Annotated in this window: 23 protein-coding genes and 1 pseudogene; 15 read left to right on the top strand and 9 right to left on the bottom strand. The window is 76.5% G+C overall.

Features of this window, described 5'->3' with window-relative positions; translation table 11 throughout:
* Nucleotides 1-106 precede the first annotated feature (106 nt).
* Nucleotides 107-1351, bottom strand: a complete 1245-nt coding sequence (locus tag FKM96_RS00405) for a DUF3866 family protein (protein ID WP_147793590.1) — start codon at nucleotides 1349-1351, stop codon at nucleotides 107-109.
* A gap of 34 nt (nucleotides 1352-1385) precedes the next feature.
* Here FKM96_RS00405 and FKM96_RS00400 point away from each other — a divergent pair, with 34 nt between their 5' ends.
* The 10 genes and pseudogenes from FKM96_RS00400 to FKM96_RS00355 all read left to right on the top strand — a co-directional run bounded on the left by FKM96_RS00400 (nucleotide 1386) and on the right by FKM96_RS00355 (nucleotide 13548).
* Nucleotides 1386-2444: a YafY family protein gene (locus FKM96_RS00400; RefSeq protein ID WP_147793589.1), complete on the top strand. Its 1059-nt coding sequence runs from the start codon at nucleotides 1386-1388 to the stop codon at nucleotides 2442-2444.
* Nucleotides 2437-3450: a YafY family protein gene (locus tag FKM96_RS00395; protein WP_147793588.1), complete on the top strand. Its 1014-nt coding sequence runs from the start codon at nucleotides 2437-2439 to the stop codon at nucleotides 3448-3450. Before FKM96_RS00400 ends, FKM96_RS00395 begins: the two co-directional genes overlap by 8 nt.
* Before the next feature lie 17 nt (nucleotides 3451-3467).
* The gene (locus FKM96_RS00390) at nucleotides 3468-3809 is read left to right on the top strand and encodes a hypothetical protein (RefSeq protein WP_147793587.1); all 342 of its coding nucleotides are present in this window, start codon (nucleotides 3468-3470) and stop codon (nucleotides 3807-3809) included.
* 117 nt (nucleotides 3810-3926) lie between these two features.
* The gene (tatA, locus tag FKM96_RS00385; protein ID WP_147793586.1) at nucleotides 3927-4235 is read left to right on the top strand and encodes a Sec-independent protein translocase subunit TatA; all 309 of its coding nucleotides are present in this window, start codon (nucleotides 3927-3929) and stop codon (nucleotides 4233-4235) included.
* A gap of 39 nt (nucleotides 4236-4274) precedes the next feature.
* Nucleotides 4275-5078 (top strand): twin-arginine translocase subunit TatC, encoded by an 804-nt coding sequence (tatC, locus tag FKM96_RS00380; protein WP_147796807.1) that lies wholly within the window; start codon nucleotides 4275-4277, stop codon nucleotides 5076-5078.
* On the top strand, nucleotides 5075-6001 hold the full coding sequence (locus FKM96_RS00375) for a diacylglycerol kinase family protein (protein WP_147793585.1): 927 nt from the start codon (nucleotides 5075-5077) through the stop codon (nucleotides 5999-6001). Before tatC ends, FKM96_RS00375 begins: the two co-directional genes overlap by 4 nt.
* Before the next feature lies 1 nt (nucleotide 6002).
* Nucleotides 6003-8888 (top strand): annotated as a pseudogene (locus FKM96_RS00370) (DEAD/DEAH box helicase).
* Between the two features lie 65 nt (nucleotides 8889-8953).
* Nucleotides 8954-10591 carry an amidohydrolase gene (locus FKM96_RS00365; protein ID WP_147793584.1) on the top strand — a complete coding sequence of 546 codons (1638 nt, stop codon included), beginning with the start codon at nucleotides 8954-8956 and terminating at the stop codon, nucleotides 10589-10591.
* 594 nt (nucleotides 10592-11185) lie between these two features.
* Entirely contained in the window at nucleotides 11186-12751 is a 1566-nt protein-coding gene (gene lnt, locus FKM96_RS00360) for an apolipoprotein N-acyltransferase (RefSeq protein WP_147793583.1), read from the top strand.
* Nucleotides 12748-13548 (top strand): polyprenol monophosphomannose synthase, encoded by an 801-nt coding sequence (locus FKM96_RS00355; RefSeq protein WP_246855112.1) that lies wholly within the window; start codon nucleotides 12748-12750, stop codon nucleotides 13546-13548. The genes lnt and FKM96_RS00355 overlap by 4 nt, the downstream gene beginning before the upstream one ends.
* Nucleotides 13549-13610: 62 nt before the next feature.
* Here FKM96_RS00355 and FKM96_RS00350 read toward each other — a convergent pair whose 3' ends face one another.
* From FKM96_RS00350 to FKM96_RS00340, 3 genes are all read right to left on the bottom strand, one after another.
* Nucleotides 13611-13955: an RNA polymerase-binding protein RbpA gene (locus tag FKM96_RS00350; protein ID WP_147793582.1), complete on the bottom strand. Its 345-nt coding sequence runs from the start codon at nucleotides 13953-13955 to the stop codon at nucleotides 13611-13613.
* A 253-nt stretch (nucleotides 13956-14208) separates the two neighbouring features.
* A complete protein-coding gene (locus FKM96_RS00345) occupies nucleotides 14209-15309 on the bottom strand; it encodes a glutamate--cysteine ligase (RefSeq protein WP_371300466.1) in 1101 nt (366 codons plus the stop codon).
* A gap of 91 nt (nucleotides 15310-15400) precedes the next feature.
* Nucleotides 15401-15691: a DUF4287 domain-containing protein gene (locus tag FKM96_RS00340; protein WP_147793581.1), complete on the bottom strand. Its 291-nt coding sequence runs from the start codon at nucleotides 15689-15691 to the stop codon at nucleotides 15401-15403.
* Nucleotides 15692-15811: 120 nt separating this feature from the next.
* Between FKM96_RS00340 and FKM96_RS00335 the strand changes: the two genes are divergently transcribed.
* Nucleotides 15812-16423, top strand: a complete 612-nt coding sequence (locus tag FKM96_RS00335; protein ID WP_147793580.1) for a shikimate kinase — start codon at nucleotides 15812-15814, stop codon at nucleotides 16421-16423.
* Here FKM96_RS00335 and FKM96_RS00330 read toward each other — a convergent pair.
* Nucleotides 16420-16641: a helix-turn-helix transcriptional regulator gene (locus tag FKM96_RS00330; RefSeq protein WP_147793579.1), complete on the bottom strand. Its 222-nt coding sequence runs from the start codon at nucleotides 16639-16641 to the stop codon at nucleotides 16420-16422. The genes FKM96_RS00335 and FKM96_RS00330 overlap by 4 nt on opposite strands.
* Nucleotides 16641-17120, bottom strand: coding sequence for a DUF2975 domain-containing protein (locus tag FKM96_RS00325; RefSeq protein WP_147793578.1), 480 nt, complete (start codon nucleotides 17118-17120; stop codon nucleotides 16641-16643). Before FKM96_RS00325 ends, FKM96_RS00330 begins: the two co-directional genes overlap by 1 nt.
* Nucleotides 17121-17240: 120 nt before the next feature.
* Here FKM96_RS00325 and FKM96_RS00320 point away from each other — a divergent pair, with 120 nt between their 5' ends.
* The 3 genes from FKM96_RS00320 to FKM96_RS00310 all read left to right on the top strand — a co-directional run bounded on the left by FKM96_RS00320 (nucleotide 17241) and on the right by FKM96_RS00310 (nucleotide 22505).
* Nucleotides 17241-18773: a PQQ-binding-like beta-propeller repeat protein gene (locus tag FKM96_RS00320; RefSeq protein ID WP_147793577.1), complete on the top strand. Its 1533-nt coding sequence runs from the start codon at nucleotides 17241-17243 to the stop codon at nucleotides 18771-18773.
* A gap of 40 nt (nucleotides 18774-18813) precedes the next feature.
* Nucleotides 18814-20013: an epoxide hydrolase family protein gene (locus tag FKM96_RS00315; protein WP_147793576.1), complete on the top strand. Its 1200-nt coding sequence runs from the start codon at nucleotides 18814-18816 to the stop codon at nucleotides 20011-20013.
* A gap of 107 nt (nucleotides 20014-20120) precedes the next feature.
* Complete coding sequence (locus FKM96_RS00310) at nucleotides 20121-22505, top strand: excinuclease ABC subunit UvrA (RefSeq protein ID WP_147793575.1); 2385 nt, start codon at nucleotides 20121-20123, stop codon at nucleotides 22503-22505.
* 26 nt (nucleotides 22506-22531) lie between these two features.
* On the opposite strand, the gene FKM96_RS00305 is transcribed toward FKM96_RS00310, so the two are convergent.
* From FKM96_RS00305 to FKM96_RS00295, 3 genes are all read right to left on the bottom strand, one after another.
* Nucleotides 22532-22936 (bottom strand): RidA family protein, encoded by a 405-nt coding sequence (locus FKM96_RS00305; RefSeq protein WP_147793574.1) that lies wholly within the window; start codon nucleotides 22934-22936, stop codon nucleotides 22532-22534.
* Nucleotides 22937-23520: 584 nt separating this feature from the next.
* Nucleotides 23521-23880 carry a nuclear transport factor 2 family protein gene (locus FKM96_RS00300; protein ID WP_246855111.1) on the bottom strand — a complete coding sequence of 120 codons (360 nt, stop codon included), beginning with the start codon at nucleotides 23878-23880 and terminating at the stop codon, nucleotides 23521-23523.
* Nucleotides 23881-23922: 42 nt separating this feature from the next.
* Nucleotides 23923-24768, bottom strand: coding sequence for a hypothetical protein (locus tag FKM96_RS00295; protein WP_147793573.1), 846 nt, complete (start codon nucleotides 24766-24768; stop codon nucleotides 23923-23925).
* Between the two features lie 433 nt (nucleotides 24769-25201).
* Between FKM96_RS00295 and FKM96_RS00285 the strand changes: the two genes are divergently transcribed.
* A complete protein-coding gene (locus FKM96_RS00285; protein WP_147793572.1) occupies nucleotides 25202-25711 on the top strand; it encodes an AAA family ATPase in 510 nt (169 codons plus the stop codon).
* Nucleotides 25712-25774: the final 63 nt, after the last annotated feature.

The following is a 25774-nucleotide window of genomic DNA, read 5'->3' as shown; positions in this document are numbered from 1 at the left end:
TCGTGCCGCGTCCCGCTGTGCCCCGTCACGCTGCGCCGCGTTCCTGCCGTGCCGCGCTCCCACGCGGGTCGGAGCTTCCCACCCGGGTCGGCGCCCTCCCGCGCGCTCAGGCCCCCCGCGCCAGCCGCGCCGCGTGCGCGCCGGCAGCGGCGGCCGCGAGGAACGCCGCCGGGTCCTGCGCCAGCCCCCGGCCCATCGTCGACAGCCGGACCGGCGACCCGCCGAGCGCGGTGAGCAGGTCGGCGCCCGCCGCGACCTCCACGAGCCGGTGCCGGCCGGCGGGCTCGCCGAGCGACCGGGCCTGATGGGCCACGCGCCGCCCGACGGCCGCGAGATGGGCGTCGAGGTGCTCCTGGGGGTCGGGCACCCGCAGGCCGGGCTCCGCGCCGTCGCCGGACCCCGCGTCGCCGGCACCGGGGGTCGCCGCCGGCTCGAACACCGGCACGACCACGTCCGCCGGCGCCAGCGCCACCCGCCCGTAGGCCGTCAGCGAGTGGTGCGACACGCCGAGGTGCCGCTCCCGCGCGTCGGCCCCGGACACGCGCAGGGACGCCACGGGCCGGCCGCCGAGCACGGCCGCCGCGTTGACGGCCTCCCCGGCGGCGACGCCCGAGAAGCCCCACCGCGTGCCGGTGCCGAGGTTGCCGGGCCCCTGCGCGACGACGACCACGTCCGCGCCGACGACGTGCCGCGCGGCGAGCAGGGCGGTGTGCAGGGTGACGGCCTCGTGGTCACCCCCGAACGCCTGCCCGGCGGTGAGGCACGCCTCGATCCACCCGGCGTCGCGCAGCCCGGCGACGGCCATGGAGAACCAGGCGGGCAGGGCGCCGCCGTCGGTCATCACGTAGGCGACGCGCAGCGGCGGCACGCCCGCGCCCGGCCGGGACAGCAGCGCGTCGGCGTACCGGACGCCCGCGACGACGGCCGGCAGGGCGGAGTGCAGGTCGGCGACGACGACGGGCAGCCCCGCGAGGTCGTCGGCGTCGCGCAGGACGTCGTGGTGCGGCGACTCCTGGTCGTCGACCCCGAGCACCATCGCCTGGAGCGGGGTGTATCGCGCCTTGACCAGGTGACCCGGGCCCGCGGGCGGGTCGGCGGGCAGCCGGTCGGGGGACCCGGGGGCGACGACGAGGGCGTAGCCACCGGTCCCCAGCCCGCGCGCGAGCGCGGACACGTTGAGCAGCACGGTGTCGCCGACGCGCAGGTCTCCGACGAGGGCGGGGTAGGCCAGCGCCCGCACGGTCACGGGGTCGGGCCCGGACACGCCGTCGGCGACGACGACCGTCAGCTCCTGGGCCCCGGGCCACGACCGACCGACCTGCTCCACCGTGCCCGAGCGCCATGTGATCACCGGACCACGCTACCGGCCACTACGGTTGTCCCCGATGCCCGAACAGATCCACCCCGCCGAGCGGCTGCTCAACCTCGTCATCGCCCTGGTGCACACGCCCGGCCGGATGACGAAGGAGCAGATCCGCCGCACGGTCGCGGGCTACGGCGACGCCCCGTCCGACGAGTCGTTCGAGCGGATGTTCGAGCGCGACAAGGACGCGCTGCGCGAGCTCGGCATCCCGGTGGCGACGGTGACGTCGGCGGGGCACGGCGACGACATCGGCTACCGGATCGACCAGGACGCGTACGCGCTGCCTCCCCTGGAGCTGACGTCGGCCGAGCTGGGTGCGCTGTCGCTGGCCGCGGAGTTCTGGCAGGACCGGTCGGTGCGGGCGGACACGTCGCGCGCGCTGACCAAGCTGCGCGCGGTCGGCGCGGGCGCGGGGTCGAGCGACCTCGCGGCGGGGCTCGCCCCGCGGGTGCGGGCCGGTGGCGACGCGTTCCCGCCGCTGCTGGACGCGGTGCAGGCGCGGCAGCGGGTCCGGTTCACCTACCGGGCGGCGAGCACGGGCGAGGTGCGTGAGCGCCTCGTGGAGCCGTGGCGTCTCGTGGCGCGCCGCGGCGGGTGGTTCCTGGTCGGCTTCGACGTGGACCGCGACGGCACGCGCTCGTTCCGGCTCAGCCGGATCGAGGGCCGGGTCCGTGCCGTCGGCGCGGCGGGGGCGTTCGACGCGCCGACGCCGGAGCAGACGGAGGCCGCGCTGCTGTCCTGGGACGTCCGCGACGAGCGCACGGCGGTGCTGGCGCTGCGGGCCGAGCGCGCGGAGGCGCTGCGGGCGCGCGGCGAGCCGACCGAGCTGCCGGCCGACGCCGCGCCGGAGCTGCGGGCCGCCGTCGCGGACCGCGACCTGGTGCGCGTGGCCTACCGCGCGACGTGGGAGCTCGCGGAGGAGGTCGCGGGGTACGGCGACGCCGTGCTGGTCGCGGACCCGCCGGAGCTGCGCGACGCCGTGCTCGGGCTGCTCCGCGTCGCCGCGACGCTCGACGGGGGAGACGCCGCCACCGGCGCCGAGCCCGGCACCACCGACACCGAGGAGTCCCGCCGTGGCTGAGCGCGCGAGCGAGCGGCTGCTGCGCCTGCTCGGGATGATCGGCTACCTCGACCGCAACGACGGCGTGTCCGTCGAGCAGCTGGCCGAGCACTTCGGGGTGACCCCGTCCCAGGTGATGGCGGACGTCGACACGCTCTGGATGAGCGGGACGCCCGGCTACTACCCGCACGACCTCATCGACTTCGACGCGGACTCCTACGACCGCGGCGAGATCCGGCTGACGGAGTCCCGCGGCATGACCCGTCCGCTGCGCCTCGGCACGCGCGAGGCGGTGACGCTGCTCGCGGCGCTGCGCGCGATGGTCGCGGACCTCGGCCCGACCCTCGACCCGGAGCAGGTCGAGGTCCTGCGCTCGACGCTGGCCAAGCTGACGGCGGCGACGGGGGAGGCCGCGGGTGCGGTCGACGTGCGGCTGGCGGTCGACGGACGGCCGGAGGTGGTCGCGCAGATCCGCCGCGCGCTGGCGACGGGCCGTCGGCTGCGGATCCGGTACGTGAACGCCTCCGACGTGACCAGCGACCGCGACGTCGACCCGCTGCGGATGACGACGAGCGACGAGCGGTCGTACCTGCAGGCGTGGTGCCTGCGGGCGGGCGACGAGCGCCTGTTCCGCCTGGACCGCGTGCTCGCGGCGGAGGTGCTGGACGTCCCGGCGGAGCCGCACCCCGGCGCCGGCCGCGGGGCGACGGCGGAGTTCCGGTTCGACCTCGAGGGGGACGTGGCGACGCTGCACCTGCGCAGCACGGGCCGCTGGGTCGCGGAGACGGTCCCGGTCGAGGACGTGCGCAACCTGCCGGACGGGTCGTTCGAGGTGGACGTGCGCGTCGGCCAGCGGGCGTTCCTGCGCAGCCTCCTGCTCCAGGCCGCGGACGACGTGCTGGGGGTGCGCCCTCCGGAGGTCGCGCGCGACGTGGCGACCCGGGCCCGGGCGGCGCTCGCCGCGTACGGCCCGCTGGCCGGCCCTCCCGAGCCCTCGTCCGCCGAGCCCACGCCCGCCGCGGGCTGACGGGATAGGTTGGCCCGATGGTCTGGGTGGTCGTGTGGTCGGTGCTGGTCGTCGGCACCCTGGTCGGCGCGTTCTTCCTCGGCCGCGACCTGTGGCGCCGGTTCCGCGCCCTCGTCGCCGAGCTGCGGGAGGCGTCCGAGGTGCTCGGGCAGCTCGCCGAGCACGCGTCGACGCTCGCCGAGCAGGCGCAGGAGGCAGAGCGCGCGGCGCGCGCCGCCCGGGAGGCCGCGCTGCTGCCCGATCCCGACGAGGCGCGGGACCGCTGGGCGGTGCTCCGCGAGCAGGCGCACGAGCGCCGGGAGCGCCGGCGCGAGCGCGACCGCCGGACCCGCGAGGGCTGGCGCGCCTACACGCGCTGACCCCGCCTTCGCCTGCGCGCCGCGCGCGGCCCACGCGCGCCGCGACCGGTTCACCCGCACCGGGGGTGGCGCCGGTTAGGATCGACGGGTCAACGTCTCCCGTCCGACAGGAACGTCATGAACGCCCTGAAGCCCTGGCACATCGGTGTGCTGCTCGTCGTGATCCTCCTGCTGTTCGGGGCGCGACGGCTGCCGGACCTGGCGAAGTCCGTGGGCGAGTCCCTGCGCATCTTCAAGCGGGAGGTCAAGGACCTGTCGGAGGACGAGCCGCGCACCGCGCCCGCGCCGCCCCCGACGGCCGACCCGGCCCCGCCGCTCGCGCAGGGTCCCGTCGTCAACCCCGCCCCGTCCGCGGCGCCCGCGCCCTCGCTCGACCAGCCCGGCCACCAGCCTCCGGCGAGCGGCAGCACCACCCCCAGCGCCTGATCCGTGGCGCGCAAGAGGCGGCCCGACCCCGAGGGCCGGATGCCCCTGCGCGAGCACCTGCTCGAGCTGAGGAAGCGGCTGTTCCTGGCCGCGATCGGCCTGGCGGTCGGCGCGGTCGCCGGCTGGTTCCTGTACGAGCCGGTGTTCGAGCTGCTCCAGCAGCCGCTGCTCGACACGGCGGCGGGTCGCGACGGCCGGGTGTCGGTGAACTTCGCCGGCCTGGCCAGCGCGTTCGACATGCAGATCAAGGTGGCGCTGTTCCTCGGCGTCATCGTGTCGAGCCCGTGGTGGCTGTACCAGCTGTGGGCGTTCATCACGCCCGGCCTGACCCGCCGGGAGAAGCGGTCGGCGGTCGGGTTCCTCGCGGCCTCGGTGCCGCTGTTCCTGGCGGGCGCCGGTCTGTCGGCCTGGACGCTGCCGACCGCGGTCAAGGTGCTCACGGACTTCACGCCGGAGGGCGCGTCGAACTTCATCGACGCGCAGGCCTACCTGAGCTTCGTCATGCGGTTCGTCCTGGCGTTCGGCCTGGCGTTCGTGCTGCCGGTGGTCATGGTGTGCATCAACCTGGTCGGCCTGGTCCGCGCGAGCACGTGGGCCAAGGGCTGGCGGTGGGCGGTGCTGCTCGCGTTCGTGTTCGCCGCGGTGATGACGCCGACCCCGGACGCGATCACGATGATCGTCATGGCCCTGCCCATCTGCGGGCTGTACTTCGCGGCGCTGGGCGTGTGCGTCCTGCACGACCGGCGCGCGGACAAGCGGCTGGCGGAGGCCGAGCACGCCCGGGGCACCGAGGACCTCGGCGGCACCAGCACGGGCACCGCCGACGGGACCCTCGCCACGTGAGCCACCTCGGGGTGGTGGTGAACCCCGTGGCGGGCAAGGGGCGCGGGACCGGCGTGGGCGCGGCGGTGCTGGACGCGCTGCGCCGCCGCGGGCACCGGGTCGAGGACCTGACCGCCCGGGACCTGCGCACCGCGACGGCGCACGCGCGCCGCGCGGCGGTGGCGGGGCTCGACGCGCTCGTGGTGGTCGGCGGCGACGGCCTGGTGCACCTGGGCGCGAACGTCGTGGCCGAGACGGACCTGCCGCTGGGCATCGTCGCGGGCGGCACGGGCAACGACGTGGCGCGCGCCCTCGGGCTGCCCCGCGGGGACGTCGCGGCGTCGGTCGCGGCGATCGAGCGGGCGCTGCTGACGGGGCCGCGCACGATCGACGCGGTCCGGGTCGGCTCGCCCGCCCAGGCGGCCCGCGAGTGGTACCTGGGCGCGTTGTCCTGCGGGATCGACGCGGCCGTGAACGCACGCGCCAACGCGCTCGCCTGGCCGCGGGGCTCCGCCCGCTACGTGCGCGCGCTCGTGCCCGAGCTGCGGGCGTTCCGCCCGTACGGCTACCGGCTGACCACGGACGAGGGCGTCTGGGAGTCGGCGGGCACGGTGGTCGTCGCGGCCAACGGCCCGTGGATCGGCGGGGGCATCCGGGTCGCCCCGGACGCGCGGCTGGACGACGGGCTGCTGGACGTCGTCGTGGCCGGCCCGTTCAGCCGCGCCGGCGTGGTCCGGATCTTCCCCGGGATGTACGCCGGCCGGCACGTGCGGCACCCGCAGGTGCAGGTGATCCGCAGCCGCCGCGTGCTCGTGGAGCCCGCGCCGCACCTCGGCGGGACGCCGCCCGAGGCGCACGCCGACGGGGAGCGGATCGGCGCGCTGCCGCTGCTCGCGGAGGTCGTGCCGGGCGCCGTCCGGGTGCTGGCGACCGACCCGACCTAGGGTGGGGCGCGTGGCACGACGCAGCACGGCACGCACCCCCGAGCCCGACGAGCTGTCCCCGGCCGAGCGGTACGCCGCCGCGCGGCGCCGGGCGCAGGCCGAGAAGAGCGAGCTCGCCCGGTTCCGGCAGCTCCTGGACTTCCCGCTCGACGACTTCCAGGTCGAGTCCTGCGAGGCGGTGGAGCGCGGCAGCGGCGTCCTCGTCGCGGCGCCGACCGGCGCGGGCAAGACGGTCGTCGGCGAGTTCGCCGTGCACCTGGCGCTCGCCACGGGCCGGAAGGCGTTCTACACGACGCCGATCAAGGCGCTGTCGAACCAGAAGTACCACGACCTGGTCCGCCGGTACGGGGCGGAGCAGGTCGGCCTGCTGACCGGCGACACCACCCAGAACGGCGAGGCGCCGGTGGTCGTGATGACGACCGAGGTGCTCCGCAACATGCTCTACGCCGGGTCGAGCACGCTCGACGGCCTGGGGTACGTCGTGATGGACGAGGTGCACTACCTCGCGGACCGGTTCCGCGGCCCGGTGTGGGAGGAGGTGATCATCCACCTGCCCGACGACGTGCAGCTGGTGTCGCTGTCCGCCACCGTGTCGAACGCGGAGGAGTTCGGCGACTGGCTGCGCACCGTCCGCGGCGACACCGCCGTGGTCGTGAGCGAGCACCGGCCGGTGCCGCTCGGCCAGCACGTGCTGGTCCGGGACGACCTGCTCGACCTGTACGCCGGCCACGTGGACCCGACGGCGCCCGGGAAGAACCCGCCGATCAACCCCGAGCTCGCGCACCTGCTGCGCCGGGCGGAGCGCGCGTCGGACGCGCCGCACCGCGGGCGCCGGGGTGCGGGCGACCGCGGGTTCCGCGGCCCGGGTGGCCGGCGGCCCGGCGGCGGACCCGGGGGCGGGGGCCCCGGCGGCGGTGGGGGCGGCCCGCGGCCGGTGCCGCGCCCCGTCATGGTCGACGTCCTCGACGAGGCGGGCCTGCTCCCGGCGATCGTGTTCATCTTCTCCCGCGCCGGCTGCGACGCCGCGGTCGCCCAGTGCCTCGCGGGCGGCCTGCGGCTGACGTCGCCGGCGGAGGCCGAGGAGATCCGGTTCATCGCGGAGACCCGGTGCGCGTCGATCGCGCCGGAGGACCTCGACGTCGTCGGCTACTGGGGCTTCGTCGACGCGCTGGTCCGCGGCGTCGCGGCGCACCACGCGGGGATGCTGCCCGCGTTCAAGGAGACGGTCGAGGAGGCGTTCGCCCGCGGGCTGGTCAAGGTCGTGTTCGCGACCGAGACGCTCGCGCTGGGCATCAACATGCCCGCGCGGTCCGTGGTGCTGGAGAAGCTGGTCAAGTGGGACGGCTCGCACCACGTCGACATCACGCCGGGGGGAGTACACGCAGCTGACGGGCCGTGCGGGGCGCCGGGGCATCGACTCCGAGGGCCACGCGGTCGTCCTGGGCCGGGGCGACCTCGACCCGATGGCGCTGGCGGGGCTCGCGTCGAAGCGGCTGTACCCGCTGCGCTCGGCGTTCCGGCCGACCTACAACATGGCGGTCAACCTGGTCGCGCAGGTGGGCAGGGTCCGGGCGCGCGAGGTGCTGGAGACGTCGTTCGCGCAGTTCCAGGCCGACCGCGGGGTCGTGGGGCTCGCCCGGCAGGCGCAGAGCCACGCCGAGGCGCTCGAGGGCTACGCCGAGGCGATGACGTGCCACCTCGGCGACTTCGGCGAGTACTTCGCGCTGCGCCGCGAGCTCTCGGACCGGGAGCGGGGCGTGCACCGCGCGAGCGCGGCGGCCCGGCGGCAGCAGGCCGCGGCGACCTGCAGGGGCTGTCGGTCGGCGACGTGGTCGCGGTGCCGAGCGGCCGGCGGTCCACCTACGCGGTGGTCGTCGACCCGGGGGCGCACGGCGGCTTCGAGGGCGCGCGGCCGATGGTGCTCACCACCGAGCGCGAGGTGCGCCGGCTGTCGGTCCAGGAGGTCGGCGACGGGATCAGGGCGGTCGGGCGGCTGCGGGTGCCGAAGGGCTTCTCGCCGCGGGCGGCGTCGCACCGGCGTGACCTGGCGGCGACGCTCCGCGGGGAGATCAACGCGGGGAGGATCACCGGGGCCGCCCCGGCCCGGCGCCGCGGCCGGGCGGTCGCGGAGGACGAGGACGAGGCGATCGCCGCGCTGCGCCGCGAGCTGCGCGCGCACCCGTGCCACCAGTGCCCCGACCGCGAGGAGCACGCCCGCTGGGCGGAGCGGTGGTCCCGGCTCGAGGGCGAGCACCGGGCGCTGGTCCGGCGGATCGAGGGCCGCACCGGGTCGATCGCGGTCGTGTTCGACCGGATCTGCGAGGTGCTGGACTCCCTCGGCTACCTGGCGACCGACGACGACGGCGGCACGGTGGTGACCGACGAGGGCCGGTGGCTCCGCCGGATCTACGCCGAGAACGACCTGCTCCTCGCCGAGTGCCTGCGCCGCGGGGCGTGGGCGGAGCTCGACGTGCCGGGGCTCGCCGCCGCGGTGTCGGCCGTCGTGTACTCGGCGCGCCGGGACGACCGGGACCGCAGCCCCGCGGTGCCCGGCGGTCCGTCGAGCCGGCTGGGCATCGCCCTCGACGCCACGACGCGCATCTGGTCCGAGCTCGACGACCTGGAGAGCGCGCGCCGCATCGAGTCGACGCAGCCGCTCGACCTCGGCCTGGTGGCGCCCGTGCACCGGTGGGCGGCCGGGCGCGGGCTCGACGCCGTGCTCCGGGACGCGGACCTCGCGGCGGGCGACTTCGTCCGGTGGTGCAAGCAGGTCGTCGACGTGCTGGACCAGGTGGCCAAGGCCGCGCCCGACGCGCGGCTGCGGGAGACGGCGCGCAAGGCGGTGACCGCGGTGCGCCGCGGCGTGGTGGCGTACGCGGGGACGTGACGGGGGAGGCGCCCGGCGACGGACGCCCGCGGGCCCCCTGTGACCTGCCCGGTTAGGGTTCCCGCGTGAGCACCACCCTGTACCGGGGCGGTGCGGTGCTGACGCCTGCTGTCCTCGCCGCGCCCGCGACCGCCGCCGCGCCCTCCGCCCTGCTGGTCGCCGACGGCGCGATCGCGTGGGTCGGCGGTGCGGACGAGGCGGACGGCCTGGCCGACGGGGCGGTCGACGTCGTGGAGCTCGGCGGCGCCCTGGTGACGCCGGGGTTCGTCGACGCGCACGCGCACGTGCTCGACACCGGTCTGGTGCGCGCCGGCGTGGACCTGGGGGCGTGCGCCTCGCTCGCGGAGACGCTGGCGGCCGTGCACGCGGCGGCCACCGGGCCCGTCGGGCGGCGGCTGGCCGCGGACGGGGCCCCGCTCACCGGCTGGGGCTGGGCGGAGGACGGCTGGCCGGAGGGCCGCCCGCCGACCCGCCAGGAGCTGGACGCCGCCACGGACGGGGCGCCGGTCTACCTCGGCCGCGTCGACCTGCACGCCGGGGTCGTGTCGACCTCGTTCGCCGAGGTGCTCGGGCTGCGGGACCTGCCCGGGTGGCGGGCGGACGGACTGGTCACGAGGGAGGCGCACGCCGTCGCGCGCGCGGCGCTCCGTGACCTGCCCGCCGACGTCCGGGACGCCCGCTACCGCGGCGCGCTCGAGGCGGCGGCACGCGCCGGCGTCGTCGCGGTGCACGAGCAGAGCGCCCCGCACACGGACACCCGGGCGGGCCTCGCCGCGCTGCTGGCGCTGACCGCGGACCCGGCGTCGGCGCTGCCGCTGGTCGTCGGGTACCGGGCCGAGCTGTGCGAGACCGCCGACGACGTCCGCGCGCTCGCAGCCGCGCTCCCGGGCCTGGCCGGCGTGGGCGGCGACCTGGCCGCCGACGGCTCGCTCGGCAGCCGGACGGCCGCGCTGCGCGCACCGTACGCCGACGCGCCCGCCGGCTGGCCGCACCCCGCGGGGCGGCTCGACCTCACCGCCGAGCAGGTGAGCAACCACGTGGCGTCCGCCACCCGCGCGGGGCTGCCCGCGGCGTTCCACGTCGTCGGCGACCGGGCGCTCGACGAGGTGCTCCTCGGGTTCCGGGTGGCCGCCGAGGTCGAGGGCGTCGACGCGGTGCGCGCCGGCGGGCACCGGCTCGAGCACGCCTCGATGCTGGACGCCCCGGCGCTGGCGGCGCTCGTGCTGCTCGGGCTGACGGCGTCGGTGCAGCCGGCGTTCGACGACGCCTGGGGCGGGGACGACGGGACGTACGCGGCGCGTCTCGGGCGCGGTCGGGCGGCGTCCCTGCACCCGCTCGCCGACCTGCGCGCCGCGGGCGTGCCCCTCGCGTTCGGCTCGGACAGCCCCGTCACGCCGCTCGACCCGTGGGGCGCGGTCCGCGCGGCGGTGCGGCACCGGACACCCGACCAGCGGCTGCCGGTCGCGGCGGCGCTGGCGGCGCACACGCGCGGCGGCTGGGCGGCGGCCGGGCGTGCGGGCGCCGGCGGTGCGGCTCCCGGCGACCTCGTGGTGGGCGCTCCCGCCCACCTGGCGGTCTGGCGGGTCCCCGAGGGCACGGCCGGCCCCGGTGGCGTGCTGCCGGCGCTGCGGGACGACGAGCCCCTCCCGGAGTGCGTCCGCACGGTGCGCGCGGGCGCGGTGCTGCACGACGCGCTGGGGTGACGTCCGGCGCCGCGCCCGGCCCGGGTCGCGCGGACGGGTGAATCCGCTGCTCCGCGCGGGGTGCCGTCTCACCCGGTCGGCGGGCGGTCGCACGTCACCGGGTGCTCAGCCGACACGCCGGACGACACGCCGGGGCGTCTCGACCATCGGGACAAATCCGACAGCCCTCGACGCGCGTGGCGACCTGCGCGGACGCCTCCGGGCGGCGCCGCCGGACCCTTGACACCCCCCACCGGTTCGATAGGTTCTCGGGAGTGGTCCGGCAGAGGCGCCGCTCGGTGAGCGCCCCAGGGGGTAGGACGCCCGGACCACGTCGGGCTCCGACCAGGCCCGCGTGTTCACTAGAGAACGGGCACCGCCCCAGGTGGTGTCGTGCGGTACGAAGGACACGCGGGCCGGTCGGTCGGCCCCGCCCCCGACGGGGCGACCCCGGCCGGCACGCCGGCTGACGCGTCGACGGACCCGGACGCCGTCGCCCCACCCACCTGACCCGCTCCGGCCGACCAGTCGTGGCGCGCGCCGGTCGGCTCCACCGCACGCGCCGGGCCCGCCGCGTGGCGCCGGACGGACAGCCGGGTGCCGTACCCTGGCGCGGTGCCGCTCCGTGACCCCTCCCGCTGGTGGAGCGCGGTCCTGGCGGTCCTCGGCGGCCTGCTGACCTGGGCCGCGTTCCCCGACGTCGGCTGGTGGTACGCCGCCGCGCCCGGGATGGCCCTGCTGTTCCTCGCGATGCGCCGCGACAGCGCCCGGTGGAACGCCCTGCTCGGGTTCGCCTGGGGCCTGGCGTTCTTCGTGCCGCTGCTCACCTGGGCGGACGTCGCGGTCGGTGCCGTGCCGTGGATCGCGTTGTCGGTGGCGGAGGCGGGTTTCGTCGCGCTGTTCGGCGCCGCGTGGACCTGGGCCCGCCGGGGCGAGGCGGTGTGGCGCCGGGCGTCCCTGCAGCTCGTGGTGTTCGTCGTGCTGTGGGTCGCGGTCGAGGAGCTGCGCGGGATCTGGCCGTTCGGCGGCTTCCCCTGGGGCCGGCTGGCGTTCTCCCAGGCCGACTCGCCGGTGCTGTCCCTGGCGCGCCTGGGCGGCGCGCCGCTGGTCTCGGCCGCCGTGGCGGCGGCGGGTGCCGCGCTCGCGCTGGCCTGGCTCGCCGCGCGACGGTTCGCGCTCCTGCCGATGCTCGGCCGCGTGGCGGTCGCGGTGGCGCTGGTCGTGGTCGGCCTCCTCGTCCCGATGGGCACCCGCGCGGAGGACGGCACCCTGACCGTCGGGGCCGTGCAGGGCAACGTCTCCGAGCCGGGGCTGCACGCGTTCGACAACCGGCGCGAGGTCCTGGACAACCACCTCGCGGGCACGTACGCGCTGCTCGACCAGGTGGAGCCGGGCGAGCTGGACCTGGTGCTGTGGCCCGAGAACGGCACCGACATCGACCCCGAGGTGGACGCCCAGGCCGCGGCGGACATCGACGCCGCCGCGCAGGCCATGGGCGCGCCGATGCTCATCGGCACGATCCAGTACCCGGAGTCGGGCGGCCGGTACAACACGTCGCTGCTCTGGGAGCCCGGCGTCGGACCCGTGGCGTCCTACTCGAAGCAGCGGCCGGCGCCCTTCGCGGAGTACATCCCGCTGCGCAGCCTGGTCCGCCCGTTCTCCTCGGCCGTCGACCTGGTGCAGAACGACATGCTCGCGGGCACGGAGCCGGGCGTCGTGCCCCTGGAGTCCGCCCGCCTGGGCCGCACCGTGCAGATCGGCGACGTCATCTGCTTCGAGGTGGCGTACGACGGGATCGTCCGGGAGAGCGTGCGCGAGGGCGCCGAGGTCCTGGTCGTGCAGACCAACAACGCGTCCTTCGGCTACTCCGCCGAGTCGACCCAGCAGCTCGCGATGGCCCGGCTGCGGGCGGTCGAGCTCGGCCGCGCGACCGTCCAGGTGAGCACCGTCGGCGTCAGCGCCGTGATCGCGCCGAACGGCACCGTCGCCCAGGACACCGAGCTGTTCACCGCCGACCAGCTCGTCGCCCGGCTGCCGCTGCGCCAGTCGCTCACGCCGGCCGCGGTGCTCGGCGCGTGGCCGAGCGGCGTGGTCGGGGCGCTGGCGGTCGTCATGACGCTCGCCGGGATGGCCGGTGCGCGGCGGACCCGCCGGGACGACCGTCCGGAGGGGGCCGCGTGACGCCGGAGCCCGGCACCCGGTCCGCCGGACGCGTGCTGGTCGTCGTCCCCACGTACGACGAGCGCGACAGCCTGCCCCGGGCGCTGGCCGCGCTGCGGCTGCACGTCCCGGACGCCGACGTCCTCGTCGTCGACGACGCGTCGCCCGACGGCACGGGGGAGCTGGCCGAGCGGATCGCCGCCGCCGACGCCGAGGAGCGCGGCCGAGCCGCGATCCGGGTGCTGCACCGCACCGGGAAGCAGGGGCTCGGCACCGCGTACGTCGCGGGGTTCCGGTGGGCGCTCGAGCGGGGCTACGACGCCGTGGTCGAGATGGACGCCGACGGGTCGCACCGCGCGGAGGACCTGCCGCGGCTGCTGGAGCGGGTGCCGGAGGCGGAGCTGGTCATCGGGTCGCGCTGGGTCCGCGGCGGCCGGGTCGTGAACTGGCCGCTGCACCGGCAGCTGCTGTCCCGCGGGGCGAACACCTACGCCTGGCTGGCGATGGGGCTGCCGGTGCGGGACGCGACGGCCGGGTTCCGGGTGTACCGGGCGGCGGCGCTCGGGGGGCTGGCGCTCGGCGAGGTCGCCTCGCACGGCTACTGCTTCCAGATCGACATGGCCTGGCGGGTGCTGCGCGCCGGCGGCCGCGTGGTGGAGGTGCCGATCACGTTCGTGGAGCGCGCCGAGGGCCGGTCGAAGATGAGCCGGTCGATCGTCGTCGAGGCGCTGGTGCGCGTCACGGTGTGGGGGGCGCAGGAGCGCGCGCGTCAGGTGCGCGACCTGGTGCGGCGCGCGGCGGTCCGCCGCCGCGGCTGACACGACGACGGGCCCCGCACCCGAGGGTGCGAGGCCCGTGCTCACGGCCGTCCGTGGGACGGTCAGGCGCTCCGGCGGAGCTTGCCGGCACGGAGCAGGTCGAGGCGCTCGTCGAGCAGCTCCTCGAGCTCCTTGATGGTGCGGCGCTCCAGCAGCATGTCCCAGTGGGTGCGCGGGGGCTTCGTGGCCTTCGGCTCGGGCTTGGACGCGTCGCGCAGCAGCGCCTCCTCGCCGCACCGGCACTCCCACACCACCGGCACGTCGGCCTCGACCGAGAACGGCAGGATGATCGTGTGCCCGTTGGGGCAGTCGTAGTACGCCTGGAGACGCGGGGCGAAGTCGACGCCCTCGTCCGTCTCCATGCTGTGGGACCCGATGCGCATACCGCGCAGGGACCGGTTCGACATCAGGGACCTCCGTGCCTTGACATGCCTTGACTTGCCTGGACGTGCAGACGTATCGCTTGTTCGGTGGGGTCAACGTCCGGGGACCGTTCAGTGTTCCAGTCTGGCGTGAAGGTCCCGTGAACGCGCGGCGAGCGCGGGCGGGTGACCCTGGGCACACCCGGCGCGCGTGCCATCCCCGCAGGTCAGCGAGCCGTCGACGCGGTGTCGCGTGCGTCACGCCCGGCGCCGGGGGCGCCGCGTTCGGTCGCCGCTGTCAGGCGAGCGTGCTGCGCACCGCGCGCCGCACCAGCTCCGCGTCGTCCGCCCCCTCGTGCCGCCACCGCCGCTGCTGCTGGGCGCCGTTGCCGCGGCGCAGCAGCGCGTCGAGGTGCTCCCGCACCCACGGCAGGTCGCCCGTGCGCTCGAGAGCCGGGGTCACGTGCCGCACGAGCTCGTCGACCGCCTGCGCCGCGGGCACCGGGCGCGCCGTCAGCGGGCTCACCAGGTCGCCCGCCAGGCCCGAGCGCGCCGCCCGCCAGCCGGCCACGCGCACCTCCTCGGCCCGCGGCTGCGGGGCCAGGTCGTGGTCACCGCCGTCGACCGCGGTGTCGGCCAGCCCGCGCACCAGCGCGCCGAGCAGCACCGCGTCCTCCGGGTCGAGGCAGACGTCGGCGACCCGGACCTCGACCGTCGGGTAGCGCGCGGACAGCCGGGCGTCGAAGTAGACCATCCCGGTGTCGAGGATGGTCCCGCTCTCGACCAGGGACCGCACCGTCTCGCGGTACGTGGCCGCGTCGCCGAACGGGGCGGTGGCGCCGGCGGTCGGCCACCGGCCCCACACCTGCGAGCGGAAGCTCTCGTAGCCCGAGTCGTCGCCGCGCCAGAACGGGCTGTTGGCGGAGAGCGCCAGCAGCACGGGGTTCCAGCGGCGCAGGTGGTCGACGACGCGCACGCCCTCCTCGTCGTCGGCGACCTCGACGTGCACGTGGCACCCGCAGGTCAGCTGGTCACGGGCGGTCTGCGCGAACGCGGCGGCGATGTCCTGCGCACGCCGGTTCACGACGACGGTCGGCTCGACGTCCTTGGGCGACGTGGCCAGGGCGACGATGCGCGCGCCCGCGTGCTGCGCGGAGGAGTCGGCGTGCCAGCGACCCGCGCGCACCTCCTCGAGCAGCGCGCCCAGGTCCGTGCACGGGTGGGTCGACGTCTCGACCTGCTCCTGGGCGAACTCCTTCTCCAGGTTCCCGCCCGGCTCGCCCCCGTCGTCCTCGCCGTCCTGGGACGACGCGTGCTGCAGCACGGCCGCCGCGACCGCCCGGGGCGACCCGTCCTCCGCCACGAGCAGGAACTCTTCCTCGACACCGATCGTCCTCACGCCGGAAGTCTGACCGGGTCGCTCGCATCTGTCCTGCTGAGCGGGCTGCGAGGCCGCGGCGACGCGTCGCGCACGGGGCCACCGCCGCGGGTCAGCTCGGCCTCGTGGCCCTGCCGTCGAGCCAGAGGGTGTCGGACTCGTCCCGGTGGCTGCCGGTGGTGCCGACGTGCTTCGCGTCGATCTGCGGACCCTTCTTGATGACGTGCACCAGCGCCATCGCGTGCCCGCGGCCCAGGCCGTAGTCCTCGGCCAGCCAGGCCACGATCGCCCCGGCCTTCACGTCGGCCCCGTCGAGGCCCCTGGCCCGTGCCTCCTCGACGAGCTCGCGCGGGGTCCTGCCGGTCTTGTCCTCGATCGCGTCGAGGTAGGCCTGGAACGACATCGTCGGGTCCTCTCGGTGCGGGCGTGCTGCCGCCGCCGAGTGTCGCAGCAGGGCTCGCGGCGGGGCCGCGGCACGCCGTGCGGGCGGCGACCGGCCGCGGCCGTCCGGCAGACTCGTGCGGTGCCCCCCGCCCGCCCCGCCCTCGCCGACGCGCGCCCCGGGCCCCTGCTGGTGCTGGTCGGACCGGCCGCCTCCGGCAAGTCGACGGTCGGTGCGGCGGCGGCCGCGGGCCTCGGCGTGCCCTTCGTCGACGCGGACGAGGCAGGCGAGCCGTACTACCGCGAGGTGGGCTGGGACCTCGGGCGTCTGACCGCGCGGATCGCGGCGGTGGGCCGGCTCGCGGCCGAACGGGAGTGGGAGCCGGCCCGCGCCCACGCCGTCGCGCGCCTGGTCGACGCCCACCCCGGGGCCGTGCTGGCGCTAGGCGCGGGGCACACGTCGTACACCGACCCGGTGCACCGGTCGGCGGTCGGCAGGGCGCTCGCGCGGGCGGACGCGGTGGTGCTGCTGCGCCCCACCGCCGGGCGCGCCGACGCGCTGCGGGTGCTGCGAGCCCGCTCCGTCGCGGCGAAGGGCACCGACTGGGTGCGGGACGGCCACGACTTCCTCGCCGGCTGGCTCGACGACCCCGGGGTCGCCGCGCTGGCGACCCACGTCCTGGTCACGGGGGAGGAGGCGCCCCGGCGCACCGCCGAGCGGGTGGTCGCGATCGCGCGCCGCGCGTCCGGCTAGCCCGCGGTGGGGTCGTCCTCGACCCACTCCAGCAGGTCCCCGGGCTGGCACTCCAGGACCCGGCACATGGCGTCGAGGGTGCTGAACCGGACGGCCTTCGCCCGCCCGTTCTTCAGCACGGCGACGTTCGCGGGCGTGAGGCCCACCCGCTCGGCGAACTCGCCGACGCTCATCTTGCGGCGGGCCAGCTCGACGTCGATGCGCACGACGATCGGCATCAGATGACCTGGTCCAGGTCCGTGCGCAGCGCGGTGGCCTGGCGCAGCAGCGCCCGCAGCACCAGCAGCACCAGGGCGACCACGGTGACGACGGCGGTCGCGAGGAACAGCAGCATCGGCAGGCCGGGGTCGTCCGCGTGCAGGCCGACCCAGAGCAGCACCCCCACCAGCACCAGCCAGCCCGCGGCGACGGCCCACACGATCGCGTCCACCCAGCCGAGCGAGGCCTCGGTGAAGATCCGGTCCCGCCGGACCAGGGTCAGCAGCCGCCAGGTCGCGACGATGACCACCTGCACGCACAGCACCCAGAACACGGTGATGGCGGTCGCCGGCCAGCGGAGGGCGGCGTCCTCGGGGTTCTGCTCGGCGAGGTACCGGAACTGGCCGGGCAGCGAGAGGGTCTGGAACACGACCAGGATGCCGAAGAGCACGACGAGGGCGATGCGGAGCAGGGCGGTGGCCCAGCGGTCGAGGGTCATGGCATCGAGGATCGCTCGGAATCTATCGAAAAGCAATAGATCAGGCGACCCCGCACACTCCCTCCACCCGGGGACCGCGGAACGCACCCCGCGCGGGCCCGCAGGCCGTAGGTTGCCTGCATGGCCGGCCCGGAGGCGATGCAGGAGGTCGTGCTCGGCGAGGAGCCGGGCGCCTCGGCCGGCACCGCCGCGTCGGGGGCCGACCCCGCGGGCGACGCCCGCCGGCGGGCACGGCGGCGGACGCTGCTGCGCTGGTGGCCCGTGGGTGCCCTGGCGGTCCTGGCCGTCGTGGCGGTGCAGGTCGTGCAGGACGCGCGGGAGCGGGACCGGGTGGCCGCGGCGCGGACCGTCGAGGGCGTCGTCCGGTACGACGTCGGGCCGGAGCTGCGCACCGTGCCCCTCGACGAGGGGGAGACCGACCCGCGCCTGACGGGCGGCGTCCTCGCCGGGGACCTCCGGGTGGCAGGCGAGCGGGTCGACTTCGGGCGGCCGCGGGCCGTCTCGGCCGTCGACGCCCGCAGCGGTGCGACGTCCTGGCGGACCGAGGTGGAGACGCAGGCGGAGGCGACCGCGCAGCCCACGATGCGTCCGCCGGAGTGCTGGGCGGCCGGCGGGAGCGGCGACGCCGCCGAGGCCGCGAGCGCCGGCGGGTCGGTGACGCGCGTGCGCTGCCTCGTGGTGGACCGCCCGGCCACGCTCACGGGCGACGGCGGGTGGCGGGAGGACCCGCCGACCCGCAGCAGGCTCCTGACCCTCGACGCCGCGTCGGGTGCCGTGCTCGCGGACCGGGAGGTCGCGCCGCAGACGGCGGCCGCCGCGGACGACGCGCTGCTCGTGCTGGGCGAGGTCGTCGACGAGCGGACCGTGCGGTTCACCGCCGAGGACGTGGCGACGCAGGAGCCGCTCTGGTCGACCGAGCTCGCCGACCTGCTGGTCGACCCGGTGTTCGACCCGCACCTCGAGCTGGCGCACGACCACCTGCTGGTCTGGGTCGGCGGGCGCCAGCGGGTGCTCGGGACGGCCGACGGCGCCCTGCAGGCGGACGGGACCCAGATCTGGGTCGGGCGCGGTGGTGGCCTGCTGGTGCAGGACGGCGACCCGGGCTCGGTCCGGCTGGCGGGCCCGGACGGCAGCGGGACGGCGGTCGTCCCCGCCCTGCCGGTGCAGCTGGCCGTCGACGACGGGTCGGTCCCGGGGCTGGAGGTGCTGTCCGCGGTGGTGGGTGGCGACCGCAGCCTCCGCGCGGTCGAGGCGGGCTCCGGGCGGACGGTGTGGCAGGCGGGCCTCGACGGGGCGACCGACGGGACCGTCCTGCTGCTCGGCGGCGTGCTGTACGGCGTCGACGCCACGGCGGTCTGGGCGATCGACGCCCGGGACGGCCGGCCGCTGTGGCGCACCGTGCGCGCGACGGGCCCGGACGGCGAGCCCGTGCGCGACGTCTCGAACGTCTGGCTCTCCCCGCTGACGGACGGCCGGTCGCTGCTGCTCGTCGAGCAGGACGACGACGGCGGCGCGGAGCTGATCGCGTGGTCGCTGCGCTCGGGTGCGGAGGCGTGGCGGACCGCGCTGCCGGCGGAGGCCGACGGGTGGGCGTACGCCGTGGACGGCGCGCTGTACGGCGGGGGCGAGCGCCCGGTCCGGATCGGCGGCTGACCCCTCCCGCGCGCGCGTGCCCCGGCCCTACGGTGGCCTCATGCCGCCCGTCGAGCACGGCCCCGCGCCCGCGACCCCCGAGCCGTTCGCCCCGCGCACCGACCCGGCCGCGCTCGACGACCTGCGCCGGCGGCTGCGCGCCACCCGCTGGCCCGACGTCCCGGCGGACGCGGGCTGGTCGGCCGGCGTGGACGTCGCCTGGCTGCGGGACCTGGTGCGCACCTGGGCCGAGGACTTCGACTGGCCGGCGCGCGAGGCGGAGCTCAACCGGCTGCCCCGGTACCGGGTGCGGGTCGGCGGGCTCGGCGTGCACGTGGTGCACGCCCGCGCGGTGGGCGCGGCGGGCCCGGTGCTGCCGCTCGTGCTGACGCACGGATGGCCCGACTCGTTCTGGCGGTACTCGGAGGTCGTGGACCTGCTCGCGGACCCCGGCGCGCACGGCGCGGACCCCGCCGACGCCTTCGACGTCGTGGTGCCGGACCTGCCCGGGTTCGGCTACTCCGACCGGCCCGAGGTCGCGCTCGACTCGATCGCGGTCGCCGGGTTGTGGGCGGAGCTCATGACGACGCTCGGCTACCACCGGTTCGGTGCCGCGGGCGGGGACATCGGCAGCCACGTCACCCGGTACCTCGCGCTCGACCACCCGGACCGGGTCGTCGCGGTGCACCGCACGGACGCGGGGATGCCGGGTCCGCACGTCGACCCCGGCGCGGTGACGGACGAGGAGCGCGCGTGGATCGCCGAGGGCGCGCGGTGGGTCGCGGCCGAGGGCGCGTACGCGATCGCGCACCGGACCAAGCCGGACACGCTGGCGGTCGGGCTGACCGACTCGCCCGCCGGGCTCGCGGCCTGGGTGGGCGAGAAGCTGCGGTCGTGGAGCGGCGGGCGCGGCGACCCGGAGGGGGCCCTGACCCGGGACCAGATCCTCACGAATCTGACGATCTACTGGCTGACCGGCACGATCGGGTCCTCGATGCGGATGTACCGGGCGAACGCCGCGATCCCGCCGGAGCAGCTGGCGCGGCGCGTCGAGGTGCCGTCCGGGTTCGCGATCTACCCCGACGACGTCGTGCGGCCGCCGCGCGCGTGGCTCGAGCGGAGCGCGAACGCGGTGCGGATCACCGAGCCGCCGCGCGGCGGGCACTTCGCCCCGATCGAGCAGCCCGAGGCGTACGCGCGGGAGCTGCGGGAGTTCTTCCGGCCGTTCCGGGCGGGCGGGGGCGGGGCGGCCGGGTACTGAGATCGTCGCCCGCCGGCACGCACCGGGCGACGGGGTCCTTGCGCGCGACGGTGCCGCCCGGCCACGCTGGCTGCGCCAGCGCTCGCGACATCCCGGACGGAGACCCCATGACCGCCACGCGGACGGAGGCGGCGGCGACGCCGCACGTCGCCGACAGCCACGACCTGATCCGCGTGCGGGGCGCGCGGGAGAACAACCTCAAGGAGGTCGACGTCGAGATCCCGAAGCGCCGGCTCACCGCGTTCACCGGGGTGTCGGGGTCGGGCAAGAGCTCGCTGGTGTTCGCGACGATCGCCGCCGAGTCGCAGCGGATGATCAACGAGACGTACAGCGCGTTCGTGCAGGGCTTCATGCCGACGCTGGCCCGGCCGGACGTCGACGTCCTCGACGGGCTGACCACCGCGATCATCGTCGACCAGGAGCGGATGGGCGCGAACCCGCGGTCGACCGTCGGCACGGTCACGGACGCGAACGCGATGCTCCGGATCGTGTTCAGCCGGCTCGGGCAGCCGCACATCGGCTCGCCGCAGGCGTTCTCGTTCAACGTCGCGTCGGTGAGCGGCGCGGGCGCCGTGACGTTCGAGAAGGGCGGCGTCGCGACGAAGGAGCGACGCGAGTTCAGCGTCACCGGCGGCATGTGCCCGCGCTGCGAGGGCCGCGGGGACGTCCAGGACTTCGACCTCACCCAGCTGTACGACGCGGACAGGTCGCTCGCCGGCGGCGCGCTCACCGTGCCCGGCTACACGATGGACGGCTGGTACGGCCGGATCTTCGCCGGCAGCGGGTTCTTCGACATGGACAAGCCGATCCGCGACTTCACGAAGCGCGAGCTGTCGGACCTGCTCCACAAGGAGCCGACCAAGATCAAGGTCGAGGGCATCAACCTCACCTACGAGGGCATCATCCCGAAGATCCGGAAGTCGATGCTGGTCAAGGACGTCGACGCGATGCAGCCGCACATCCGGGCGTTCGTCGAGCGGGCCGTCACGTTCACCACCTGCCCCGACTGCGGCGGGACCCGGCTGAACGAGGGCGCGCGGTCGTCGAAGATCGGCGGGATCAGCATCGCGGACGCCTGCGCGATGCAGATCAGCGACCTCGCGGCCTGGGTCCGGGACCTGCACGAGCCGTCCGTGGCGCCGCTGCTGGAGGCGCTGGGGGAGACGCTCGACTCGTTCGTGGAGATCGGGCTCGGCTACCTGTCGCTCGACCGCCCCTCGGGGACGCTGTCCGGCGGCGAGGCGCAGCGGACCAAGATGATCCGGCACCTCGGGTCGTCGCTGACGGACGTGACCTACGTCTTCGACGAGCCGACGATCGGCCTGCACCCGCACGACATCCAGCGGATGAACGAGCTGCTGCTCCGGCTGCGGGACAAGGGCAACACGGTCCTGGTCGTCGAGCACAAGCCCGAGGCGATCGCCGTCGCCGACCACGTGGTCGACCTCGGACCCGGCGCCGGGACCGGCGGCGGGGAGATCGTGTTCCAGGGGACCGTCGAGGAGCTGCGGCGCAGCGGCACGCTGACCGGGCGGCACCTGGACGACCGGGCGTCGCTCAAGCCGTCGGTGCGCACGAGGTCGGGCGTGCTCGAGGTCCGGGGCGCGTCCTCGCACAACCTGAAGGACGTCGACGTCGACCTGCCGCTCGGCGTCCTCACGGTCGTCACCGGCGTGGCCGGGTCGGGGAAGTCGTCGCTGATCCACGGGTCGGTGTCGAAGCGGGACGGCGTCGTCGCGATCGACCAGGGCGCCATCCGGGGGTCGCGGCGCAGCAACCCGGCGACCTACACCGGGCTGCTGGAGCCGGTCCGCAAGGCGTTCGCGAAGGCGAACGGGGTGAAGCCCGCGCTGTTCTCGGCCAACTCGGCGGGCGCGTGCCCCACGTGCAACGGCGCGGGGGTCGTCTACACCGACCTCGGGATGATGGCCGGCGTCGCGACGACGTGCGAGGAGTGCGAGGGCCGACGGTTCCAGGCGTCGGTCCTGGAGTACACCTTCGGCGGCAAGGACATCAGCCAGGTGCTCGCCATGTCGGTCACCGAGGCGGAGGCGTTCTTCGGTGAGGGCGACGCCCGGACCCCGGCCGCGCACGCCGTGCTCGACCGGCTCGCCGACGTCGGCCTGGGCTACGTCAGCCTGGGCCAGCCGCTCACCACGCTGTCCGGCGGCGAGCGGCAGCGGCTCAAGCTCGCGACCCACATGGGGGAGAAGGGCGGCGTGCTCGTGCTCGACGAGCCGACGACCGGCCTGCACCTCGCGGACGTCGAGCAGCTGCTCGGGTTGCTCGACCGGCTGGTCGACTCCGGGAAGTCGGTCATCGTGATCGAGCACCACCAGGCCGTGATGGCGCACGCCGACTGGATCGTCGACCTCGGACCGGGCGCCGGGCACGACGGCGGCCGGATCGTGTTCGAGGGCACGCCGGCGGACCTCGTGGCGGCGCGGTCGACGCTCACCGGCGAGCACCTGGCGGCGTACGTGGGGGCCTGACCGGAGCCGGGCTCGGGGAGCCGGGCTCAGGGGGTGGGGACCGAGGCGACCGCCTCGATCTCGACCAGCACTCCCGGCCGCGACTCGGGCACCGAGACGACGGTGACCGCCGTGCGACGGCGGCCCCACACGGCGGCGCTCGCCTCGAACGCCGCCGTCGGGTCGACGCCCGCCGTGAGGAAGATCCGCAGGATCGCGACGTGGTCGGCGTCCGTGCCCGCCTCGGCCAGCACGGCGAGCACGTTCCGCAGCGCCTGCTCGGTCTGCGGGCCGAGCCCGTCGAGCAGCGTGCCCTCGGCGTCGAGGCCGTTCTGGCCGCCGACGTACAGCGTGGGGCCCGGGGGCAGCACCATCCCCTGCGCGAATGCGGGGCTGCGGACCATCCCGGGCGGGTCGATCGGGACCGGGCGGGCATCGGGCTGGGTGGACATCGTCGGCTCCCTGTCGTCGGAGGACCCCAGCATCCCGCCGACCACCGACACGTCCGCCGGGCGGCAGGTCATCCATGGGCTCGGTGCGCATCGACGGCACCCCCCGCACGGTGTCCGGGCGATCACCGGGGTGTGCGGGCCAGGTACAGCTCCGAGCGGTAGGCCACCTCCAGGACGTCGTCGCGAGCGGCCGACGCCGCGAGGCCCGGACCTCGTCCAGGACGACCCTCCCGTGCGCGTCGACGCCGCGCTGCACCTGCGTCGAGGACGCGGACATCTGCACGAACGCGTCGACGGCGCTCGGCTGGATCCACGTCTCCACATAGGTGGTGACCGTCCCCCCGGCTGCGGCGAACGGCCCGGACAGCTCGTCCGCGACGTCGAGAGCGCGGTAGTTGCGCGTGTACCCCGGGCTGCGCCGCTCGAGCAGGTCCTCGTACGCCGCCAGTAAGGAAGAGGACTCGTGATCACGGTTGTTCTGCAGGCTCCGTCGGCGGGGTCCTGTGCGCGAAAACCATCGGCAGCAGCCCACCCGCGCGCACGCCGGCCTCGCGATCCGAGGCCGCGGGTGCCGTGCCGCCCGGTCAGTCCTGGACCAGCACCGTCCAGAGCCGGGCGATGCGCTCCTCGCGGATCTCGGCGACGTCGATGCCCCGGACCACCGGGTCCTGCCCCGGCGGGCCGAACTGCCAGGCGAGCAGCGCGAGGTCCTGCGCCCGGCGGACGGGGCCGTCGGCCGAGAACGCGGACCCCGGTGCGCCGTCGAGCAGCCCCTGGGCCTTGCGGTGCACCGCGTCCCAGCCCTGCACGGTCTCCTCGGGGTCGGAGAACACGACGTCCCGGGTGTAGGTGTCCTCGATCGCCACCCGCCGGCGTTCGGGGTCGCGCTCCCCGAAGACCCGCCGCAGGTTGGCGTCCATCAGCTCCTCGATGCGGTCGGCCACACGCCGCCCCTCTCGTCGTGCCCGGTCCGGACACGGCGCACGCTACTCGCGGCCGGCGGGCGAGCGGGAGGGTTCCGTGGGCGCGGCGACGGGCGCACGGGCGAGCACGCGGTCGACGAAGCCCGGCCAGCCGAGCCGGGCGAGCGCGGCCGGACCGCCGAGGCCGCCGGTGCGCTCGGCGTCGGCGAACGCCAGCAGCCCGGCGACGCAGCCGAACTTGTCCCAGAAGTCGTCCGCCGCCGCGGCCCGGTGCAGGGCGGCGCGCTGCGCGGCCGCGTCGGTCAGGTCGCGCGCGTCCCGGAGGGCGTCGTGGGCGGCCCGTCGCCGGCCGACGAGCGACGTCGACGACGGGGCCAGTGCAGGGTGGCCGCGCATGGCGAGGTGCTGGGCGAGTCCTTCGTCGAAGACGAGCCGGTCGAGCCGGCTGCGGTGACCGGCCGCGGCGTCGGCGGGCCACAGCGAGGCGACGAGGACGTGCCCCACCTCGTGGTCGAGCACCGTCCGGGCCGTCGCCAGCCCCGCGTCGGGCCCGTACCCGGCCAGCCGCGCGACGTCGAGCACGACGACGTCCCGGCCGTCCGGGTCGGTGCGGACCCCGGCGTCGTACGGTTGCGGCCATCCGACGACCAGGGCGACGCGCGCGTCCTCGACCCGCGCCGGCCAGTCCGGCGCCACCGCCGCCCAGGCGTCCGGGTGCGCCGGGGCGAACGGGTCGAGCAGCCGGACGAGGGCGTCGCGCAGCCCGCGCACGACGGCGCGGTCGTCGGCGTGCGGTAGCACCGGGTGCGCGGACCCGGCGTCGTCGCCCGCGGCCGCGCGGACCACCCACGAGGTCGCGAGCTCGCCGTGGGCGAGGTAGTGGTCCACGGCGTGGGTGTCGAGGTGCACGGCGGTCCTCCCGGAGCGGCGGCTGGCCGGCGACATCGTCGCGCGCGGGGTGCCGGCCGGTGCGGGACCTCCGGCCCCGCCGGACGCCCCGGCAGCTCGAGGTGCCGCGGGCGCCCGCCCCGGTCGCGGTCGACGGGTGCGGGCACCCGCGCGGTGCCACGATGGCGCGCATGGACGACGAGGAGCGCGCCCGGGTCGCGCGGGAGTCGAGATCGCCCGCACGCGCAAGGCGGACCTGACCGACGACGGACGCGCACATGCGGACGGTGGTCGGCTACGTCCACCGGCACCTCGCCCCAGAAGCCCTCGGGCGACGTGGCGGACACGGCCTGGCGCCACTCGCTGATGAACTGGGGGCACGACCCGCTGAACCGGGGCTGACGAGCGGGGGAGCCGGGCGTCGTACGGCGCCCGGAGGACGAGGAGGAGCCACGTGCTGGTCCAGGTCTGCGGTCTGCCCGGCTCGGGCAAGACCACGCTCGCGGCCGCGGTGGCGGACGCGGTGCCGGTGGTGGCGCTCCGGGTGGACGCGATCGAGGCGGCGATGCGCCGCTACGACGTGCCGCCGGAGCAGTCCGGCATCGCCGCGTACGCGGTGATGCACGCGCTCGCCGGCCCGCACCTCCGCCGCGGCCAGGTGGTCGTCGCCGACGCGGTGAGCCCCTCGGGCGCGGCGCGCGACGGCTGGGCCGGGACCGCAGCGGCGCACGGGGCGACGCTGCGGGTCGTCGAGGTCGTGTGCCCCGACCCCGCGGAGCACCGGCGCAGGGTCGAGACGCGCCCGGCCGACCTGCCCGGGTTCCCGCTGCCGACGTGGGACGACGTCCGGCGCACGGCGCGGGAGTACGAGCCGCGGCACGACGAGCGCCTGGTGGTGGACAGCACGCGACCCGTCGCCGAGGCGCTGCCGGAGGTGCTGGCGTACCTGGGACTGGTGCGGTGACCGGGCGACCGTCCGGGGTGCCGCGGAAACCCGTCGCGCCGCCCGCACCGGAGGACTAGCGTC

The sequence above is a fragment of the Cellulomonas sp. Y8 genome (assembly GCF_008033115.1).
Classification (GTDB): Bacteria; Actinomycetota; Actinomycetes; order Actinomycetales; family Cellulomonadaceae; genus Cellulomonas.
This window is presented reverse-complemented; position numbering and strand designations above follow the sequence as displayed.

Excerpts from the sequence above, each read along its gene's own strand:
- FKM96_RS00400 (WP_147793589.1), top strand. The coding sequence starts at position 1,386 with ATGCCCGAACAGATCCACCCCGCCGAGCGGCTGCTCAACCTCGTCATC.
- FKM96_RS00390 (WP_147793587.1), top strand. The coding sequence starts at position 3,468 with ATGGTCTGGGTGGTCGTGTGGTCGGTGCTGGTCGTCGGCACCCTGGTC.
- tatA (WP_147793586.1), top strand. The coding sequence starts at position 3,927 with ATGAACGCCCTGAAGCCCTGGCACATCGGTGTGCTGCTCGTCGTGATC.
- tatC (WP_147796807.1), top strand. The coding sequence starts at position 4,275 with ATGCCCCTGCGCGAGCACCTGCTCGAGCTGAGGAAGCGGCTGTTCCTG.
- FKM96_RS00350 (WP_147793582.1), bottom strand. The coding sequence starts at position 13,955 with ATGTCGAACCGGTCCCTGCGCGGTATGCGCATCGGGTCCCACAGCATG.
- FKM96_RS00340 (WP_147793581.1), bottom strand. The coding sequence starts at position 15,691 with ATGTCGTTCCAGGCCTACCTCGACGCGATCGAGGACAAGACCGGCAGG.
- FKM96_RS00330 (WP_147793579.1), bottom strand. The coding sequence starts at position 16,641 with ATGCCGATCGTCGTGCGCATCGACGTCGAGCTGGCCCGCCGCAAGATG.
- FKM96_RS00325 (WP_147793578.1), bottom strand. The coding sequence starts at position 17,120 with ATGACCCTCGACCGCTGGGCCACCGCCCTGCTCCGCATCGCCCTCGTC.
- FKM96_RS00320 (WP_147793577.1), top strand. The coding sequence starts at position 17,241 with ATGGCCGGCCCGGAGGCGATGCAGGAGGTCGTGCTCGGCGAGGAGCCG.
- FKM96_RS00315 (WP_147793576.1), top strand. The coding sequence starts at position 18,814 with ATGCCGCCCGTCGAGCACGGCCCCGCGCCCGCGACCCCCGAGCCGTTC.
- FKM96_RS00310 (WP_147793575.1), top strand. The coding sequence starts at position 20,121 with ATGACCGCCACGCGGACGGAGGCGGCGGCGACGCCGCACGTCGCCGAC.
- FKM96_RS00305 (WP_147793574.1), bottom strand. The coding sequence starts at position 22,936 with ATGTCCACCCAGCCCGATGCCCGCCCGGTCCCGATCGACCCGCCCGGG.